The following is a 16,951-nucleotide window of genomic DNA, read 5'->3' as shown; positions in this document are numbered from 1 at the left end:
GTATGTGTCGGGCGGGTGCGTGTGAGTCATAAAACTGAGGGGACGGTGAAGCCGATGCGGCAGGGAAGGGGCATGCGCCGGCGCGCAACGGGCGCGGCGGTGTCGCTGGCCATTTTGCTGGCGCCGCTATTGCTGCCGGTTCTTGTGGCGCAGCAGGCCCACGCGCTCGACGCCGTCGCCATCGACGATTTGCGGCCCGTGCTCGACATCACCCCCTATCTGGAACGCTATCAGGCGGCCGGCAACAGGCTGACGCTGGAAGAACCCTCCGCCCCCGGCGATATCGTGACCACGGGCGAGGGGGAAGCCGACGCATCCTCCGCCCCATCCGCCACCGATGAAGCGAGCGGGACCGAAGCGGAGGCCGAAAATGACGCCGCAGACAACGAAGACGGAACCGATACCGGCGACAGCTCCATCCTGCTGTCCGACGGCAGCGCGGATGCGACCGGGGAATGGATCGCGATTGCGCTGAGGAACCGCAGCGAAGACGAGGTCTCGCGGCTCGTCGTGGCCGATGACCGTCCGAGAGGGGTCGCGGGGCTTTTCTGGCCGCGCATTTCCGCAGGGATCGACGAGGCACAGGTGGCCGGCGGCCAGATGCCGGAAGATGACGACGCGCTGAACCAGCCGGGCTTCAGCGTGTTCCGCATTGCCGTCGATCCCATCACCAGCGTGACGCTGGCCATGCATGCCGAAGCACCGTCGCCCTCCGGCGTCTATCTGTGGGACGAACAGGCCTGGCAGAGTTTCAAGCGCTCGCTGGCGCTGGTGGAGGGCCTGCTGCTGGGCGTGGTGGCCGCGCTCGGCATTTATCTCTCCGCGCTCGCCGTGCTGACCCGCGTGCCCGCCGCGCAGGCGACGGCGGCGGTGCTGGCAACCGGCTTCCTGCTGCTCTTCACCGAATTCGGCTTCATGGAAGCGGGCCTCGGGCTCTCCGCCTATTGGGCCGGTGTCGCAAGCGTGGCGGCCTATGCGCTGTTTGCGTCCACGCTCTTTGCGCTGGAACGCTTCTTTCTCGATCTCGGACGGCATTTCGACAGGGCGGCGCAGGTGGCGCGGATCTCGACCTATGCCGTGCTGGCGGCGATCCCGCTGGCGCTGTTCGAGCCCGCGCTAGGCGGGCTTTATGTGCGGCTCATGCTGGCGCTGGCGCTGTTCGGCGGCGCGCCGCTCATCGTGCTGGCTGCGCTCAGAGGCGTGCGGCCCGCGCAGCTTCTGGTGCCGGGTACGGCGCTCTTCGGCCTTGCCGCGCTGGTGGCCGTGCTTCATGCGCTGGGCTGGATGCCGGGCGTCTTTACCGGCACGACGCTGAGCGGCGGCATCTTTACCTCCGCGCTGGCGCTCTTTGCCTTCGCCGCCGCCTATCACGCGCAAGGGGGACGACGCCGCGCCGATATCGGCTCGCTCCGCAGCGAGCAGCGCCACGCCTTCGCGCTGACGGGCGCGCGCATGGGCGTGTGGGACTGGGACATCATGGCCGACAAGCTCTATGTCTCGCCCGCCATCGAGACCATGCTGGGGCTCGAAGCCGGGGCGCTGTCGGGCCACGAACTCGACTGGCGCGCGCATATGCACCCCAATGACCGTGAGACCTATCGCAATGCGCTGAACGCCTATATCGGGCGCGGCAATGTGCATTTCACGCTCGAATTTCGGATGCGCCATTCAGACGGATCGTTCCGCTGGCTGGCGCTGCAGGCAAGCTGCGTGGCGGGCCCGGAAGGCTATGCGACGCGCTGCATCGGCACGGTGCGCGACGTGACGGCGACGAAACATGCGCAGGAACGCATGCTGCATGACAGCGTGCATGACGGGCTGACGGGACTGCCCAACCGGGCGCTCTTCATGGACCGCATGGAACGCGCGATCCGGCGCACCGGCCTGATCGACCGTCCGCGCGCGGCGCTTCTCGTGATCGACCTCGACCGCTTCAAGACGGTGAACGATTCGATCGGTCCCTCCGGCGGCGATGCGCTGCTGGTGGCGCTGGCCCGCCGGCTGGAATCCCTCGTGACGCATGAGGATACGGTGGCGCGCTTCGGCGGCGACGAATATGCCGTGCTGCTGACCACGCGCACCGAACGCGAGGACGCGCAGACCTTTGCCGAACAGCTCTCCGAATTCCTCGGCCAGCCGATCAGCGTGGCCGGCCATGAAATCTTCCCGAGCTGCTCCGTCGGCATCGCGATTTGCGAGGACGCGCATGAAAACCCCGAAGAGCTGCTGAACGAAGCCGAGATCGCCATGTACCGCGCCAAGCGCGGCGGCAAGGGCAAGGTGGAACTCTTCGAACCCGGTATGCGCGCCGAAGCCGACACGCATCTGAAGCTCGAAGCGGATCTGCGCCGCGCGGTGGAGCGCAAGGAACTCGAAATCTATTACCAGCCCATCATGTCGCTCGCCGACGGACGGGTGGCGGGCTTCGAGGCGCTGATCCGCTGGAACCACCCCAAGGACGGGCTGATGAGCCCGGCGGAATTCGTGCCGCTGGCAGAAGAGATCGGCCTCATCAACGAGATCGGCCGCTTCGCGTTGCGCGCGGCATCGGAAGAACTTGCGACCTGGCAGAAACTCTTCCCGATGGAAAGGCCGCTCTTTGCGAGCGTCAACGTATCGAGCCGCCAGCTATTGCGTCACGATCTCATCGACGATGTGAAGCGCGTGCTGCACCGGATCGACATTGCGCCGGGCACGCTGAAACTGGAAGTCACCGAATCGCTGGTGATGGAAAATCCCGAATACGCCTCCAACGTGCTTGCGCGCATCAAGGCGCTGGGCGCAGGCCTGTCGATGGACGATTTCGGCACCGGCTATTCGAGCCTCAGCTATCTGCAGCGCTTCCCCTTCGACACGCTGAAGGTGGACCGCTCTTTCGTGGCGCAAATGTCCGCCGACCGCGACACGCCGCTCATCATCCGCTCGATGGTCACGCTGGCGCATGACCTGGGCATGGAAGTGGTGGCGGAAGGGGCCGAGAGCGAGGATCAGGCCGCCGACCTCGCCGCGATGGGTTGCGACTACGGGCAGGGCTTCTATTTCGGCCAGCCCATGCGCGCGTCGGATGCGCTGGACTTCATCGCACGCTACTGGAACCGGGGTTAAGCGATCATTCCATTGCCGTCATGCCCCGCTTTATGCGGGGCATCCACGTTTTGGCGGCAGAAAAAGAAAGACGTGGATGGCCCGGACAAGCCGGGCCATGACGTTTGAAAGAAGAAGCGTAGTCTCACGCGTGACCGGCGGCGCCCGACAGGAGCGATATGTCGACGCCCAGCTTGCCGAGGGCGCTGGTGTATTTCGTGTCGAGGTCGAGCCCGAAGATCAGATCCGGATCGGCTTCGCAATGCAGCCAGCCATTGGCCTGGATTTCCTGATCGAGCTGGCCCGGCGCCCAGCCTGCATAGCCGAGCGCGAGCAGCGCGCGCGAGGGACCGCCGCCCGCCGCCATGGCGCGCAGAATATCCACACTCGCCGTGAGGCCGACATCGGCATCGACGGGCAGGGTCGATTCCTCGGAAAAATAATCCTGCGTATGCAGAACGAATCCGCGTCCCACCTCCACCGGCCCGCCGACGAGAACGGGGCAGGCGATGGGCTGCGTCATGCTGCGCGGCGGCACGTCGATCGATAGCTGTGTGAGGAGTTCGGGGAAGGTGACGTCCGGCGCGGGCTTGTTGACCACAATCCCCATCGCGCCTTCCGGATTGTGTACGCACATATAGATCAGCGTCCGCTCGAAGCGTTCGTCTTCCATGGAGGGCATGGCGATGAGCATTTTGCCTTCCATATAGCCGTCTTCTTCCGGCTGATAGCTCAATCCGTGCAAAGTCGGGTTCATGGCGATCCCTTTCCGGCTAACGCATGATTGACGTAACGCGCATGCGCCTGCAGCACAATTTCGCGCACCGGCCGGCTGGTCTCCTCTTTCCTTTCACATCCGTCACATAGATGTGTATAGGCCCGGCGCGCCGAATGAGATAAGCCTAAACCGTTTTTCGAGCCGGAGGAAATACTCGGCTGGAAAACCATCCGGATTATGGGCGACACTCTGCCGGACGAAGGAAAGGGCCTGGACATGGTGCCGAGCAACGGCGAACCGACGAGCAAACAGCGCGACAGGCTGTCCGGAAAACTGACCGGAAAACTGAATTGCCTGTTTCGCGCCGCGCTTTGCGCGGGCGCGCTGTCGCTGGCCTGTGCGGCGCCCGCCGCGGCCTCTCCAACCCTTTCGGAAAAAACGGCGAATACCGAAGCTGTCCCATTTCGGCCCGTCACGCCCTGGGCGGAGGAACTGGGCGCAAGGGTGCGCCTCGTTCTCGCCAAAACCGCGCATGACGATCGGCCGTTCCTTGCCGGTGTGGAAATGGAAATCGATCCGGGCTGGCATACCTATTGGCGCAAACCCGGCGACAGCGGCTCCGCGCCGGTGTTCGGCTGGTCGAAGTCGGACAATATCGATTATGCGCATGTTCGCTGGCCCGCGCCGCGCCGCTTCGACAATCCCGGGGACGTGACCTATGGCTATGACACGAAAGTCATCTGGCCGGTGCTGGTCATGCCGCGTGAGGCGGCAAAGCCGGTCACGCTGCATCTTGAGCTTTTCTATGCCGTCTGTTCGCAGATCTGCGTGCCGCATGACGTGACGCTGGAACTGACGGTGCCTGCCGCCGGGGAAAGCGCCCGGAAAAGCGGAGAGAAAACGGGTGAGGGGTCTACGCCCGCGTCCGACACGGAATATGCGCAGGACATTCGCGCGGCGCTGGCGCGCGTGCCGCTAGCCCCCAAAATTCCCGGACGGGTGAGCGCCGCGCTGCGGACGAAAGACGGCAAGGGCACGCTGGACGTGACATTGAAGGAAACGCCGGACGACCTGCCCATGCTTGCGGTGGAGGGGCCATATTATGCATGGTTCGGTGTGCCCGACGTGACGCGCGACGCAAAGTCGATCCGCTATGCGGTTCCCGTCCGGATCGACAAGGGCAAGTCGCTCGACGGCAAGACATTGACGCTCACCCTGGCGCGCGCGGACGGCCGGGGCGGGTATGAAACCGAGTTTACCGTACCCGGCGGCGAGGCCGCCACGAAACCGAAACCCGGCACTGAAGCCGGACAATGAGGAGGCGATCATGACGATCAAGGTTGGCGACACAATTCCCGAGGCGACGCTGATGAAGCTCACGGACAAGGGCCCGGCCCCGATCAAGACGAGCGAGTTGTTCAAGGGCCGCAAGGTTGCGGTTTTCGCACTGCCCGGCGCCTTCACGCCGACCTGCTCCAACCAGCACCTGCCGGGATTCATTCAGAAGGCGGATGAATTCAAGGCGAAGGGCGTGGACGAGATCGTCTGCCTGTCGGTGAACGATGCCTTCGTCATGGGCGCCTGGGGGCAGCAGCAGGGCGCGGACGGCAAGGTGACCATGCTGGGCGACGGCAATGGCGACCTGACCAAGGCGATGGGCCTCGACTTCGACGGCTCCGGCTTCGGCATGGGCACGCGCAGCCTGCGCTATTCCATGCTGGTGGAAGACGGCGTGGTGAAATCGCTGAACCAGGAGCCGAACCCCGGCGAGGCGAAAGTCTCCGGCGCGGAGCATCTGCTCGCGGAGATTTAGGAGAGCTTTTCTGTTGAGACGTCATGCCCCGCTTTATGCGGGGCATCCACGTCTTGGCGGTAAAGAAAAGACGTGGATGGCCCGGACAAGCCGGGCCATGACGGTGAAGGGACTACCCCTGATAGGGCGCCATGCCCTGACGCGCGAGTTCGTCGGCGCGTTCGTTTTCCGGGTGGCCGGAATGGCCTTTCACCCAGTGGAACTCCACATCGTGGCGCTCAAGCGCGGCTTCGAGGCGCTGCCACAGCTCGGCATTCTTCACCGGCTTCTTGGCGGCGGTCTTCCAGCCATTGCGCTTCCAGTTGTGGATCCATTTGGTGATGCCGTCGCGCACATAGGTGCTGTCGGTATGGAGCGCCACCTTGGACGGGCGTTTCAGCGCCTCCAGCGCCTGAATGGCGCCCATCAGTTCCATGCGGTTATTGGTGGTCGCGGTTTCGCCGCCGCAGAGTTCTTTTTCCTCGTCGCGCCAGATCATCAGCGCGCCCCAGCCGCCCGGTCCCGGATTTCCCGAGCAGGCGCCATCCGTATAGATGTCGATATTGTCTTTCATGCCGCTCTTATACGTCGATTCCGTAGGCCGCGGGCGAGCCGATATCGCGGTGGAAACGCAGGCGGCGCAGATACTCGGTCGGGTTCTTGGGCTGCACGAAGGCGCCGGGCGGATGGTTGATCCAGTCGTAAAGCCGCGTCAGCAGGAAGCGCATGGCGCTGCCCTGTGCGAGAAGCGGCAGCGCCTCGATTTCTGCCTTCTCCATCGGGCGCGTCTGGCGATAGGCCTGTAACAGGGCCCGCGCCTTGGTGACGTTGAACGACCCGTCTGCCTCGAAGCACCAGGCATTGAGGCAGATGGCGAGGTCGTAGGCGAAGCTATCGTTGCAGGCGAAATAGAAGTCGATCAGCCCGGACAGCTTGTCGCCGATAAAGAAGACATTGTCGGGAAAGAGGTCGGCGTGAATGACGCCATGCGGCAGCGCCGTCGGCCAGCCTTTTTCCAGCGCGTCGAGTTCCGCCTCGATCTCTATGTCGAGGCCGGCAGAGAAGGCCGCAATGCCCTCGCGGCAGGAGGCGAAGAGGGGGCGCCACGCGTCCACGCTCAACGCATTGGGACGGGCGATCTCGAAATCGGCGCCCGCCAGATGAAGCCGCGCCAGCGCCGCGCCCACTTCCATGCAATGGCGCGCCAGCGGCCGCTTGACCGAGATGCCTTCGAGAAAACTGATGATGGCGGCGGGACGGCCGGCCAGCTCTCCCTGCATACGCCCCTCGCGGTTGGCGATCGGCGTGGGGCAGCGAAGCCCGTTCGACGAGAGATGGTTCATCAGGCCGAGAAAGAAGGGCAGGTCTTTTTCCGCGACGCGCTTTTCGTAAAGCGTCAGGATGTAGCTGCCCTTGTCGGTATGGAGCAGGAAGTTGGAATTCTCCACGCCTTCCGCGATGCCCTTGAGCGAGAGCACGTCGCCGATCTCGTAATCCTTCAGAAAGGCGCGCAGCTCCTCGTCGCCGACTTCCGTGTAAACCGCCATCCGCGCGCCGCCTATTCTGCCAGGACGCGCGGCAGCTTGAACTGCACCGCTTCGTCGCGAATGAGAGCCGTCTCGACCTTGACGTCATAATGCTGGCGAAAGGCGTCGATCACTTCCTCGACCAGCACTTCCGGCGCACTGGCGCCTGCCGTCAGGCCGATCGTGCCGCCATCCTTCAGGACGGGCCGGAGCGCGGCCCAGTCGATGTCTTCCGCGCGCTGCACCAGCGCCGCATAGGGACAGCCCACCCGCTCGGCGACTTCCACAAGGCGCATGGAGTTCGACGAATTGGGTGCGCCGATGACGAGCAGCGCATCCGAACGCGGCGCGATCTCCTTCACCGCGTCCTGCCGGTTGGTGGTCGCGTAGCAGATGTCTTCCTTGTGCGGCCCCGTAATGTCGGGGAAGCGGCGGCGCAGCGCGGCGACGATGGCCGAGGTGTCGTCCACCGACAGCGTGGTCTGGGTGATATAGGCAAGCTTCGATGGGTCGGCGGGCGCAATCGCCTCGGCATCGGCCACCGTCTCGATCAGCGTGACGGCGCCGTCCGGCAACTGGCCCATGGTGCCGATCACTTCCGGATGGCCCGCATGACCGATCAGCAGAACCTGCAATCCGGCATTGTGATGGCGTTCCGCTTCCACATGGACCTTGGAGACGAGCGGGCAGGTGGCGTCCAGATAGAAGAGTTCGCGCGACTGCGCTTCCGCCGGCACCGATTTCGGCACGCCATGGGCGGAGAAGATGACCTTCGCGCCTTCGGGCACCTCGTTCAGCTCTTCCACGAAGACGGCGCCCTTGGCCTCGAGCGATTCCACCACATAGCGGTTATGCACGATCTCGTGGCGGACATAGACGGGCGGGCCGAATTTCGTCAGCGCCAGTTCGACGATCTGGATGGCGCGATCCACCCCGGCGCAGAAGCCGCGCGGGCTTGCCAGAAGCAGGGTCAGCTCGGGTTTGGCGTTCATCTCGTCCGTCCGATCGGCCTCGAAGGGGGCCTCACTGCGTGTGCGCTGTACCATGCGCTGTAAGGGGCGCTTTCGATGGGCTCAACAGCTTGTGATGGCGCATGCAACCCGATAGAGTTTCGGCGCTGCGGCCCTCGGCCTCAAGCACCTCGCCGGCCTCGCCCAAGCCTCTGAAAAGCAAGGACGAAAGGCCTTGTTCGCGGTAATAGAGGGGGGCGGGCAGCCAAAGTCAAGAAAGGCCGCGCCCGGGGCTTACGCCTTGCCGCTCGAGCCTGCATCGTCAGGGATATGGCTTTCGTTCCGCCCCGGAACAAGGCCGCCGCTCAATCGGGATTTCACTTAAATACCAACTCGGGTAAGGACCTCATGCCGTTTTCCAACGTCTTGCGCCGCACGGCCGCTCTCGCAGCAGCCCTGTCCGTCACGCTTCTCGTCGCCGGCTGCAGCACCGACGATGACGGGTACGCGACCTCCGGCATCGGCAGCATGCTGGGCTTTGGCGGCAGCACGGAAGAGGGCGGGTCGGCCGCCTATCCCTGCCCGAATGTCGGCGTGCTGGACCAGGCCGACCGCATCACCGCCTTCAACGGCAACGGCCAGGACATTACCGACGTGGCGGTGCGGGCCGAACTGAACAAGGTGGTGACCCAGTGTGAATACAACCTGTCCGACTCCACCATCACCTTCGACATTGCCTTTGACGGCGTGGCCGAGCTTGGCCCGGGCGCGACCTCGCGGACGCAGAACCTGCCGGTTTTCATGGCGGTGACGCGCCGCTTCGGCAAGCTGGTGAAGAAGCAGACGATGACGCTGCCCGTCACCTTCGCCCCCGGCGAGACCAAGGTGCGCTTCACCAAGATGCTGGAAGGCAATGTGGTGCCCTATGGCAAGGGCGCCGATGGACGGATCTATTACATCCTTGTCGGTTTTCAGCTTTCCCAGGACCAGCTGGCGTATAATCGCCGGGTCGCGCCGGTTCCCATCCGGTGAGTCGCGGGAGAACCGGCTAGAAGCGAAAAGCTCCGGTTCCGCCGGGGCTTTTTTCGTGATCCCGGGAAATTCGGCTAAGTCATTGAAATAAAGGTATTTTTATATCGTTATTTCCTCACTAACCCACTGAAACTTATGCATTTTTCGAGTTCGCGGATTGACTCTCCGGCGATTTCGGACAAATATCCCCCTGCATACAGATGATCTCTGCGGGAGAGTTCGAGGGTGTGTTTTACCCTCGGCGCCGAAGGAGCAACCGCCCCGGAAACTCTCAGGCAACGAGGACCGCAGAAGGATGAAACTCTGGAAAGCAGACAGGCCATAAGCGGCCTGTCTCACCGAAGGGCGTAAGCGGCGGCCACCTTATGAGGGCGGCTCCGCGAAATCTCTCAGGTTCCGCGACAGAGTGGGGCGCTGCCAGGCACGCGAGTGCAGGCGTGCTACCACCCCGATTCCACGAGAGCCCGTAAGGGTGGTGGACGCGAAACGGAGAGACGGAGCCCTGAATATGTCGGAAGCAATAGCCGATACCGGCGCTGAGGCGCCCCTGAAGAAAACCCCGCTCCATGAGCTCCATGTGGAACTGGGCGCCAAGATGGTGCCCTTTGCCGGTTATGACATGCCCGTCCAGTACAAGGACGGGGTGCTGACCGAGCATCTGCATACGCGCCAGGCCGCGGGGCTGTTCGACGTGTCGCATATGGGGCAGGCCTTTCTGACCGGTCCCGATCACGAGACGGTCGCGCGCGCCATGGAAAAGCTGGTGCCGGGCGACGTGCTGGTGCTGGAACCCGGCTCGACGCGCTACACGCTGCTGCTGAACGAGAAGGGCGGCATTCGCGACGATCTGATGATCACCCGCATGGCCGGCGCGGAAAATGACGGCAAGCTCTTCCTCGTCGTCAACGCGGCCTGCAAGGACGCCGATTTCGCGCATATCGCGGCGAACATGCCCGCCGGCGTGACGCTGAGCGTGCTGGCCGATCGCGCGCTCATCGCCCTTCAGGGCCCGAAAGCGGCCGCCGCCATGGCGGAGCTGGCGCCGCAAACCGCCGACCAGGCGTTCATGACGGTGAACGAAACCGATATCGACGGCGCCGCCTGCCTCGTCAGCCGTTCGGGCTATACCGGCGAGGACGGCTTTGAAATTTCCGTGCCCGCCGACAAGGTCGAAGCGCTGACGCGCAAGCTCCTGTCGGATGAGCGGGTGAAGCCCATCGGCCTTGGCGCGCGCGACTCGCTGCGCCTGGAAGCCGGGCTCTGCCTCTACGGCCACGACCTCGACGAGGACACGACGCCCATCGAGGGCGCGCTGACCTGGACGATTTCCAAACGCCGCCGCGCGGAAGACGAATTCCCCGGCGCGGAGATCGTGCTCGGTCAGATTACAAACGGCGTGTCGCGCAAGCGCGTCGGCATCCTGCCCGAAGGCAAGGCGCCTGCGCGCGAGGGCACCGACATCACCGATATGGATGGCAACAAGATCGGCGTCGTCACCAGCGGCGGCTACGGCCCCAGCGTGGGCGGCCCGATTGCGATGGGTTATGTGAAAACCGATTTCGCCAAGGATGGCACGCCGTTGCAGCTTGTGGTGCGCGGCAAGGCGCGGCCCGCCCGCGTGGCGAAGATGCCGTTCGTCGAAAAGCGGTTCTACCGCGGAAAGTAAGTTCACGGACGATTGCCGGCACTGCAGGGCCGGCGCTCGCGAAGCAAGAGGATAATCAGGGGATCCCCATGAGCGATATTCGTTTTACCGATCAGCATGAATGGGTTCGCGTCGAAGGCGACGTGGCCACCATCGGCATTTCCAACTATGCGCAGGAACAGCTTGGCGACGTGGTGTTCGTCGAGCTGCCGGAAACCGGCAAGACACTGGCCGCGGGCGACGAAGCCGCGGTGGTGGAATCGGTGAAGGCTGCGAGCGAAGTCTATGCGCCCGTCTCCGGCGAAGTTGTCGAAGTGAACGGCGCACTGGAAGACGAGCCCGGCGGCGTCAATGAAGACGCGATGGGCAATGGCTGGTTCGTGAAGCTGAAGCTGTCCGATACGTCGGAACTCGACAAGCTGATGGACGAAGCGGCCTACAAGGAATTCTGCGACGGGCTTGACTGAGGCGTCGTTCAGTCCACGTCCCGACAAGGGCAGTAGTGCAAATTAAAGGGCATCAAGTTATGCGTTACCTTCCGCTGACAGATACCGACCGACAGGAGATGCTGGGCGTCATCGGCGCGAAAAGCGTCGATGAGCTGTTCCGCGACGTGCCGGAAGCGGCGCGCCGCGACGGACTGGTGGACCTGCCGAAACGGCAAGGCGAACTGGAAGTCGAACGCGCCCTTTCCAAAATGGCGGCGAAAAACGTCGCTGCGGGAGACGTGCCCTTCTTCGTGGGCGCGGGCGCCTATCGCCATCATGTGCCCGCCTCGGTGGATCACCTGATCCAGCGTTCCGAGTTCCTCACCTCCTACACGCCCTACCAGCCGGAAGTGACGCAAGGCACGCTGCAATATCTCTTCGAATTCCAGACCCAGGTCGCGATGCTGACCGGCATGGAAGTGGCCAACGCCTCCATGTATGACGGCTCGACGGCCTGCGGCGAAGCGGTGCTGATGGCCAACCGCGTGACCAAGCGCAAGAAGGCCGTGCTCTCCGGGACGCTGCATCCGCAATATGCGGGCGTGGTGCACAATCTGGCGGAGTTTGCCGACTTCGCGCTGGAAACCATGCCGCCCGTGCTGCCCGGCGCGGCGGAAGACATCATCTCGCGCATCACCGATGAAACGAGCTGCGTCGTCGTGCAGACGCCGGGCTTCTTCGGCGAGCTGGCGGATCTGACGCCGATTGCCGAAGCCGCCCACGCCAAGGGCGCGCTGCTGGTCGCGGTGGTGCCGGAAATCGTCTCGCTCGGCCTCGTGACGCCGCCCGGCGATATGGGCGCCGACATCGTGGTGGGCGAGGGGCAGTCGCTGGGCAACGGCCTCAATTTCGGAGGGCCCTATGTCGGCCTCTTTGCGACGAAACAGAAATATCTGCGCCAGATGCCGGGCCGGCTTTGCGGCGAGACGCTGGACAGCGACGGCAAGCGCGGCTTCGTGCTGACGCTGTCGACACGCGAGCAGCATATCCGCCGCGAGAAGGCGACCTCGAACATCTGCACGAATTCGGGCCTGTGCTGCCTGGCCTTCACGATCCATCTCTCGCTGCTGGGCGAAGAGGGCTATACGCGGCTGGCGCGCATCAACCATGCGAATGCGGTGAAGCTCGCCGAAAAGCTCGACGCCATCGACGGCGTGGACGTGCTGAACGAGGCGTTCTTCAACGAGTTCACGCTGAGGCTTCAGGCCCCCGCCAAAAAGGTGGTGGACGCGCTGGCCGACAAGGGCGTGCTGGGCGGCGTACCCGCCTCGCGCCTCATCCATGGCGATCCATCGGTTGAAAAACTGCTGGTCGTCGCCTCGACTGAAATCAACACCGATGCGGATCGCGACGCCTATGCACAAGCGCTTGCCGAGACGATGAAGGAGGTGCTCTAATGTCCGGAATGAACAAGCAGGGCCGTCCGACAAGTTTCGCGGAAAGCGGCGCCGGTGCGGAACGCACGACCTTCACGGGGAACAAGGGGCTCGAACTCGAAGAGCCGCTGATCTTCGAACGCGACACGCCCGGCGCCTGCGGCGTCGATTTCGACGAGCCGGAAGGCTACCAGCCGAAGCTCGGCAAGTTGGAGCGCAAGGACCGCATCGGCCTGCCGGGTCTGTCGGAGCCGGAAGTGGTGCGCCATTTCGTGCGGCTGTCGTCGAAGAATTATTCCATCGATGCCGGGCTCTATCCGCTGGGCTCCTGCACGATGAAGCACAATCCGCGCATCAACGAAAAGATGGCGCGGCTGCCGGGCTTCGGCGACGTGCATCCCTTGCAGCCGGAACAGACGGTGCAGGGCGCGATGGAACTCATCGACACGCTGGCCCACTGGCTGAAGACGCTGACGGGCCTTCCCGCCGTCGCCATGTCGCCCAAGGCGGGCGCGCATGGCGAGCTGTGCGGCATGATGGCCATTCGCGCCGCCATCGAGGCGAAGGGCGAGGGCGAACAGCGCCGCCGCGTGCTGGTGCCGGAATCGGCGCATGGCACGAACCCGGCGACCGCCGCGCTGCTCGGCTACAAGGTCGATACGATCAATGGCGACGGCAATGGCCGCGTCGATCTCGAAGCGCTGCGCGAAAAGCTCGGGCCGGATGTTGCCGCGATCATGCTGACCAACCCGAACACATGCGGGTTGTTCGAGCGCGACATCATCGAGATCGCCAAGGCCGTGCATGAGGCGGGTGCCTATTTCTATTGCGACGGCGCGAACTTCAACGCGATCGTGGGCCGTGTGCGGCCCGGCGATCTCGGCGTCGATGCGATGCATATCAACCTGCACAAGACCTTCTCCACGCCGCATGGCGGCGGCGGACCGGGCGCAGGCCCCGTGGTCTTCTCCGAGGCGCTCGCCCCCTTCGTGCCGCTGCCTTACGTGGTGCAGAAGGACGGCGTTTACGACCTCATCGAAACCGAAGACGAGGCGAAAGCCGACGGCACCACGCCGTTCGGCCGTATGACCGCCTTCCACGGTCAGATGGGCATGTTCGTCCGCGCGCTCGCCTATATGATGAGCCATGGTTCCGACGGGCTTCGTCAGGTGGCGGAAGATTCCGTGCTCAACGCCAACTATGTGCTGGCCTCGCTCAAGGATGTGATGAGCGCACCCTATGAAGGGCCGTGCATGCATGAGGCGCTGTTCGACGACCGCTTCCTGAAGGGCACGGGCGTCGAAACGCTCGACTTCGCCAAGGCGATGATCGACGAGGGCTACCACCCCATGACCATGTATTTCCCGCTGGTCGTGCATGGTGCGCTTTTGATCGAGCCGACGGAAACGGAATCGAAGCAGGGCATCGACCTCTTCATCGCCACGCTGCGCGATCTCGTGGCGGCGACCGGCTCGAACGACAAGGAGCGCTTCACCGGCGCTCCGCATTTCGCCCCGCGCGGCCGGTTGGACGAAACGGCGGCGGCAAGAAAGCCCATCCTGCGCTGGCAGCCCGAAATGCCGGCGCAAGCCGCCGACTGAGGCGACGGCAAAAAAGCCGCCGGATAAAACGGCACTCGAAATGAAAACCGCCGGCTCTGTGCCGGCGGTTTTTGTTTAGACTGAAGTCCGCAAGAAACGGAAAAACCGGGGGGGAAAATATGAAGATGGGATGGAAGATCGCCATAGGCGCCGGTGTCGCCGCCATAGCGGCAGTCGCGGCGGTCGGCGTGTGGAAATGGCCGGACATCCAGCGGGCGCGCTTCGTCGCCAGCATGTTTTCCGGTGAGGAGCAGGTCGAGCGCTTCCGGAATATGGATGCCTATTTCCCGGTCCGCGTGTTCCATCGCCAGGGGCCCGTCTCCGCTCTTCCCAAGGGCGATGAGATCGACCTGCCCGCGACCTATGCCTATGACGGCGAGAGCCGCGATACGCAGGGTTTCCTCGACGACACCGACACGACCGGCCTTCTGGTCGTGAAGGATGGCCGGGTAACTTATGAAAACTACTGGCGTGGCAACACGCGGGACACGCGCTGGATTTCATGGTCCGTCGGCAAATCCTTCATCTCCGCGCTGATCGGCATTGCCATCGAGGAGGGCAAGATCGCGAGCGTGAACGACCAGCTCGTCACATATGCGCCGGAGCTGAAAGGCACGAGCTATGACGGCGTGACGATCCGCAATGCGCTGGAAATGTCGTCGGGCGTCGCCTGGAACGAGGATTACAGCGATCCGGACTCCGACATTTCGCGTTTCGGCCGGGCGCTCGCCTTTGGCAGTTCCATGGTCGATTTCGCCAAGACGCTGGGCCGCGCGACCGAGCCGGGCAAGGTGAACCTCTATAACAGCCTCGATGCGCAGATGCTGGGCCTCGTCCTGCTGCGCGCGACAGGCGAGAGCCCGAGCGAATATCTGGAAGAAAAGATCTGGTCGAAGATCGGCGCCGAGCATGACGGCTATTGGGTGCTGGACGATACCGGCATGGAGCTCGCCGCGGGCGGGGTGAACGTCACGCTGCGCGACTATGCGCGTTTCGGTCTTCTCTATCTGAACAAGGGTAAGTGGAACGGAACGCAGATCGTGCCCGCGGACTGGGTGACGGCATCGCATACGCCGGACGCGCCGCAGCTCATGCCCGGCAAGCAGGATATTTCCGACACCGTATGGGGCTATGGCTATCTGTGGTGGCTGCCGCGCAAGGCGGACGGTCCTTATGCGGCGGTCGGCATCTACAACCAGTTCATCTATGTCGACCCGGCGCATGGTCTCGTCATCGTCAAGACATCGGCCAATAGCGAGTACGGCCAGACCAATGACGAGACGAGCTTCCGCGAGGACGAGACCATCGCGCTTTTCGAGGCGATCGCAGCGGCCACGCCGGCGGGGAATTGATGGACGCGACGCGGTTTACCGAGCTGGCGCTGACCAATGAGGCGAACCGCGCCGTCCTGTCCCTGTTGCCTGACCTGGGGGTCGCCGATAGCTGGCTCGTGTCGGGCTGCCTGTTTCAGACCGTGTGGAACGCGCTGACGGGCCGTGCGCCGGGCTATGGCATCAAGGATTACGACATCTTCTATTTCGATCCCGACACCTCATGGGAGGCGGAGGACCGTGCGATCCGGCGTGGGCAAGAAGTGTTCGCCGACCTCGGCGTGGAAATGGAAATCCGCAATCAGGCGCGCGTGCATCTCTGGTATGAGGAAAAATTCGGCAGGCCCTATCCGCCGCTCACGAAAGCAACGGACGGGATCGACCGCTTCCTCGCGCCGGCCTGCATGGTGGGGATTTCCGCAAGCGGCGAGATCTACGCGCCAAAGGGATTCGGCGACGTTGAAGACATGGTGATCCGTCCCAACCCGGTCGCGAATTTCGATGCGGAAGAACTGGCGCGCAAGGCGGCGAGGTGGAAAGAGAAGTGGCCGGAAGTGCTGTTGGTGGAGGGATGACACCTAGGTATGGGGTCAGGCAGAGAGAAGTCTCTCCTGAAAGAACGAGATCACGCGCCTGGCCGCTTCCTTTGTCGGTTCGCCGTCGCGGTCGATGAGGTCGTTCGTCACCACGCTGTGCGGCTGGGGCGCGAGGGAATCGGGATTGGCGGTGCTGTCGTCGAGCTCGATGCCCTCGAACGCATCGCCGAGTTCGCGGCGCAGCGTCTCGAACTTCTCCGGCGGGCTCAGCCGGTCGCCCTTGAAGCGCAGGCCCAGGATTTTGTCGCCCCGTCCGCCTTCCTCGATGGGCGCGCAGCGATCCTTCACGCATTGCCATTCCTGCGGCGAGACATGCAGCGCCGCCTTTCGCGCCGCGCCGAGCGGGAAGGGCATGGAGGGTTGCGACAGCACCGGCGCCATCAGCGAGGGTTCCATCATCATGGAGAGGGCGAAATTGCCGGAAAAGCACATGCCGATCGCGCCGACGCCCTTGCCGCCGGCTTCCTCATGCGCGTTGCGGGCCAGCGCGCGCAGCCAGTCGGTGACGGGGCTCGAGCTGTGCGAGGCGAGAATGTGGAACTCCCGGCTGATGCAAAGCTTGGCCATGGAGCGGAGCACATAGCCGCGCGAAACGGGCCGGCCCGCCTCGCCCAGAAGCTCCGGCATATAGACGCGAAATCCGGCATCGACGACCCAATCGGCGAAGCGGACGACTTCCGGCGTGATGCCGGGAATTTCATGCATGACGATGACGGCGGGGCCCATCCCCCGCGCATAGACGGGTTTGGTTACGCCCTCATGGGTGAACTCGGTCTTCTGATAGTCGGACAGCATGCGCCCCTCTCCCCGAT

Annotated in this window: 15 protein-coding genes and 1 riboswitch; of the genes, 10 read left to right on the top strand and 5 right to left on the bottom strand. The window is 63.8% G+C overall.

Annotation, left to right across the window (positions count from 1 at the left end; genetic code table 11):
• The first annotated feature begins 72 nt into the window (after positions 1-72).
• On the top strand, positions 73-3,105 hold the full coding sequence (locus tag ACSSVQ_RS05770) for an EAL domain-containing protein (RefSeq protein ID WP_454181393.1): 3,033 nt from the start codon (positions 73-75) through the stop codon (positions 3,103-3,105).
• Between the two features lie 124 nt (positions 3,106-3,229).
• Here ACSSVQ_RS05770 and ACSSVQ_RS05765 read toward each other — a convergent pair whose 3' ends face one another.
• Positions 3,230-3,841, bottom strand: a complete 612-nt coding sequence (locus tag ACSSVQ_RS05765) for a YqgE/AlgH family protein (protein ID WP_454181391.1) — start codon at positions 3,839-3,841, stop codon at positions 3,230-3,232.
• A 198-nt stretch (positions 3,842-4,039) separates the two neighbouring features.
• Here ACSSVQ_RS05765 and ACSSVQ_RS05760 point away from each other — a divergent pair, with 198 nt between their 5' ends.
• Together ACSSVQ_RS05760 and ACSSVQ_RS05755 are read left to right on the top strand one after the other, a co-directional pair.
• A complete protein-coding gene (locus ACSSVQ_RS05760; protein ID WP_454181390.1) occupies positions 4,040-5,119 on the top strand; it encodes a protein-disulfide reductase DsbD domain-containing protein in 1,080 nt (359 codons plus the stop codon).
• A gap of 10 nt (positions 5,120-5,129) precedes the next feature.
• Entirely contained in the window at positions 5,130-5,615 is a 486-nt protein-coding gene (locus tag ACSSVQ_RS05755) for a redoxin family protein (RefSeq protein WP_454181388.1), read from the top strand.
• 112 nt (positions 5,616-5,727) lie between these two features.
• Here ACSSVQ_RS05755 and rnhA read toward each other — a convergent pair whose 3' ends face one another.
• Genes rnhA through ispH form a run of 3 tightly spaced genes read right to left on the bottom strand, consistent with a single transcriptional unit; the run spans position 5,728 to position 8,112 of the window.
• Positions 5,728-6,168 carry a ribonuclease HI gene (gene rnhA / locus ACSSVQ_RS05750; RefSeq protein ID WP_454181386.1) on the bottom strand — a complete coding sequence of 147 codons (441 nt, stop codon included), beginning with the start codon at positions 6,166-6,168 and terminating at the stop codon, positions 5,728-5,730.
• Positions 6,169-6,175: 7 nt separating this feature from the next.
• The gene (gene thrB / locus ACSSVQ_RS05745) at positions 6,176-7,141 is read right to left on the bottom strand and encodes a homoserine kinase (RefSeq protein WP_454181384.1); all 966 of its coding nucleotides are present in this window, start codon (positions 7,139-7,141) and stop codon (positions 6,176-6,178) included.
• 11 nt (positions 7,142-7,152) lie between these two features.
• Positions 7,153-8,112 (bottom strand): 4-hydroxy-3-methylbut-2-enyl diphosphate reductase, encoded by a 960-nt coding sequence (ispH, locus tag ACSSVQ_RS05740; RefSeq protein WP_454181382.1) that lies wholly within the window; start codon positions 8,110-8,112, stop codon positions 7,153-7,155.
• A 366-nt stretch (positions 8,113-8,478) separates the two neighbouring features.
• On the opposite strand from ispH, the gene ACSSVQ_RS05735 reads away from it, so the two are divergent.
• The 7 genes from ACSSVQ_RS05735 (at position 8,479) to ACSSVQ_RS05705 (ending at position 16,118) form a co-directional block, all read left to right on the top strand.
• Entirely contained in the window at positions 8,479-9,102 is a 624-nt protein-coding gene (locus ACSSVQ_RS05735; protein WP_454181380.1) for a hypothetical protein, read from the top strand.
• Positions 9,103-9,302: 200 nt separating this feature from the next.
• Positions 9,303-9,400: riboswitch (glycine riboswitch) on the top strand.
• 210 nt (positions 9,401-9,610) lie between these two features.
• Positions 9,611-10,768, top strand: coding sequence for a glycine cleavage system aminomethyltransferase GcvT (gcvT, locus tag ACSSVQ_RS05730; RefSeq protein WP_454181379.1), 1,158 nt, complete (start codon positions 9,611-9,613; stop codon positions 10,766-10,768).
• Between the two features lie 68 nt (positions 10,769-10,836).
• On the top strand, positions 10,837-11,214 hold the full coding sequence (gene gcvH, locus ACSSVQ_RS05725; RefSeq protein ID WP_293328355.1) for a glycine cleavage system protein GcvH: 378 nt from the start codon (positions 10,837-10,839) through the stop codon (positions 11,212-11,214).
• Positions 11,215-11,273: 59 nt separating this feature from the next.
• Positions 11,274-12,632 carry an aminomethyl-transferring glycine dehydrogenase subunit GcvPA gene (gene gcvPA, locus ACSSVQ_RS05720; RefSeq protein WP_454181377.1) on the top strand — a complete coding sequence of 453 codons (1,359 nt, stop codon included), beginning with the start codon at positions 11,274-11,276 and terminating at the stop codon, positions 12,630-12,632.
• An 8-nt stretch (positions 12,633-12,640) separates the two neighbouring features.
• Complete coding sequence (gene gcvPB / locus ACSSVQ_RS05715) at positions 12,641-14,212, top strand: aminomethyl-transferring glycine dehydrogenase subunit GcvPB (protein WP_454184655.1); 1,572 nt, start codon at positions 12,641-12,643, stop codon at positions 14,210-14,212.
• Positions 14,213-14,331: 119 nt separating this feature from the next.
• Positions 14,332-15,564, top strand: coding sequence for a serine hydrolase domain-containing protein (locus ACSSVQ_RS05710; RefSeq protein ID WP_454181375.1), 1,233 nt, complete (start codon positions 14,332-14,334; stop codon positions 15,562-15,564).
• Positions 15,564-16,118, top strand: coding sequence for a nucleotidyltransferase family protein (locus tag ACSSVQ_RS05705; RefSeq protein ID WP_454181373.1), 555 nt, complete (start codon positions 15,564-15,566; stop codon positions 16,116-16,118). Before ACSSVQ_RS05710 ends, ACSSVQ_RS05705 begins: the two co-directional genes overlap by 1 nt.
• Positions 16,119-16,133: 15 nt before the next feature.
• On the opposite strand, the gene ACSSVQ_RS05700 is transcribed toward ACSSVQ_RS05705, so the two are convergent.
• Entirely contained in the window at positions 16,134-16,934 is an 801-nt protein-coding gene (locus tag ACSSVQ_RS05700; protein ID WP_454181371.1) for a dienelactone hydrolase family protein, read from the bottom strand.
• Positions 16,935-16,951 lie beyond the last annotated feature (17 nt).

Source organism: Parvibaculum sp. MBR-TMA-1.3b-4.2 (assembly GCF_053628815.1).
The sequence above is the reverse complement of the archived record's forward strand: the minus strand, read 5'-3'. Positions and strand labels throughout refer to the sequence as shown.

What these genes read in the sequence shown, in the direction of transcription:
- ACSSVQ_RS05735 (WP_454181380.1), top strand. Translation starts at nt 8,479, where the DNA reads ATGCCGTTTTCCAACGTCTTGCGCCGCACGGCCGCTCTCGCAGCAGCC.
- ACSSVQ_RS05705 (WP_454181373.1), top strand. Translation starts at nt 15,564, where the DNA reads ATGGACGCGACGCGGTTTACCGAGCTGGCGCTGACCAATGAGGCGAAC.
- gcvH (WP_293328355.1), top strand. Translation starts at nt 10,837, where the DNA reads ATGAGCGATATTCGTTTTACCGATCAGCATGAATGGGTTCGCGTCGAA.
- rnhA (WP_454181386.1), bottom strand. Translation starts at nt 6,168, where the DNA reads ATGAAAGACAATATCGACATCTATACGGATGGCGCCTGCTCGGGAAAT.
- gcvPA (WP_454181377.1), top strand. Translation starts at nt 11,274, where the DNA reads ATGCGTTACCTTCCGCTGACAGATACCGACCGACAGGAGATGCTGGGC.
- thrB (WP_454181384.1), bottom strand. Translation starts at nt 7,141, where the DNA reads ATGGCGGTTTACACGGAAGTCGGCGACGAGGAGCTGCGCGCCTTTCTG.
- ACSSVQ_RS05770 (WP_454181393.1), top strand. Translation starts at nt 73, where the DNA reads ATGCGCCGGCGCGCAACGGGCGCGGCGGTGTCGCTGGCCATTTTGCTG.
- ispH (WP_454181382.1), bottom strand. Translation starts at nt 8,112, where the DNA reads ATGAACGCCAAACCCGAGCTGACCCTGCTTCTGGCAAGCCCGCGCGGC.
- ACSSVQ_RS05760 (WP_454181390.1), top strand. Translation starts at nt 4,040, where the DNA reads ATGGGCGACACTCTGCCGGACGAAGGAAAGGGCCTGGACATGGTGCCG.
- ACSSVQ_RS05755 (WP_454181388.1), top strand. Translation starts at nt 5,130, where the DNA reads ATGACGATCAAGGTTGGCGACACAATTCCCGAGGCGACGCTGATGAAG.
- gcvPB (WP_454184655.1), top strand. Translation starts at nt 12,641, where the DNA reads ATGAACAAGCAGGGCCGTCCGACAAGTTTCGCGGAAAGCGGCGCCGGT.
- ACSSVQ_RS05700 (WP_454181371.1), bottom strand. Translation starts at nt 16,934, where the DNA reads ATGCTGTCCGACTATCAGAAGACCGAGTTCACCCATGAGGGCGTAACC.
- gcvT (WP_454181379.1), top strand. Translation starts at nt 9,611, where the DNA reads ATGTCGGAAGCAATAGCCGATACCGGCGCTGAGGCGCCCCTGAAGAAA.
- ACSSVQ_RS05765 (WP_454181391.1), bottom strand. Translation starts at nt 3,841, where the DNA reads ATGAACCCGACTTTGCACGGATTGAGCTATCAGCCGGAAGAAGACGGC.
- ACSSVQ_RS05710 (WP_454181375.1), top strand. Translation starts at nt 14,332, where the DNA reads ATGAAGATGGGATGGAAGATCGCCATAGGCGCCGGTGTCGCCGCCATA.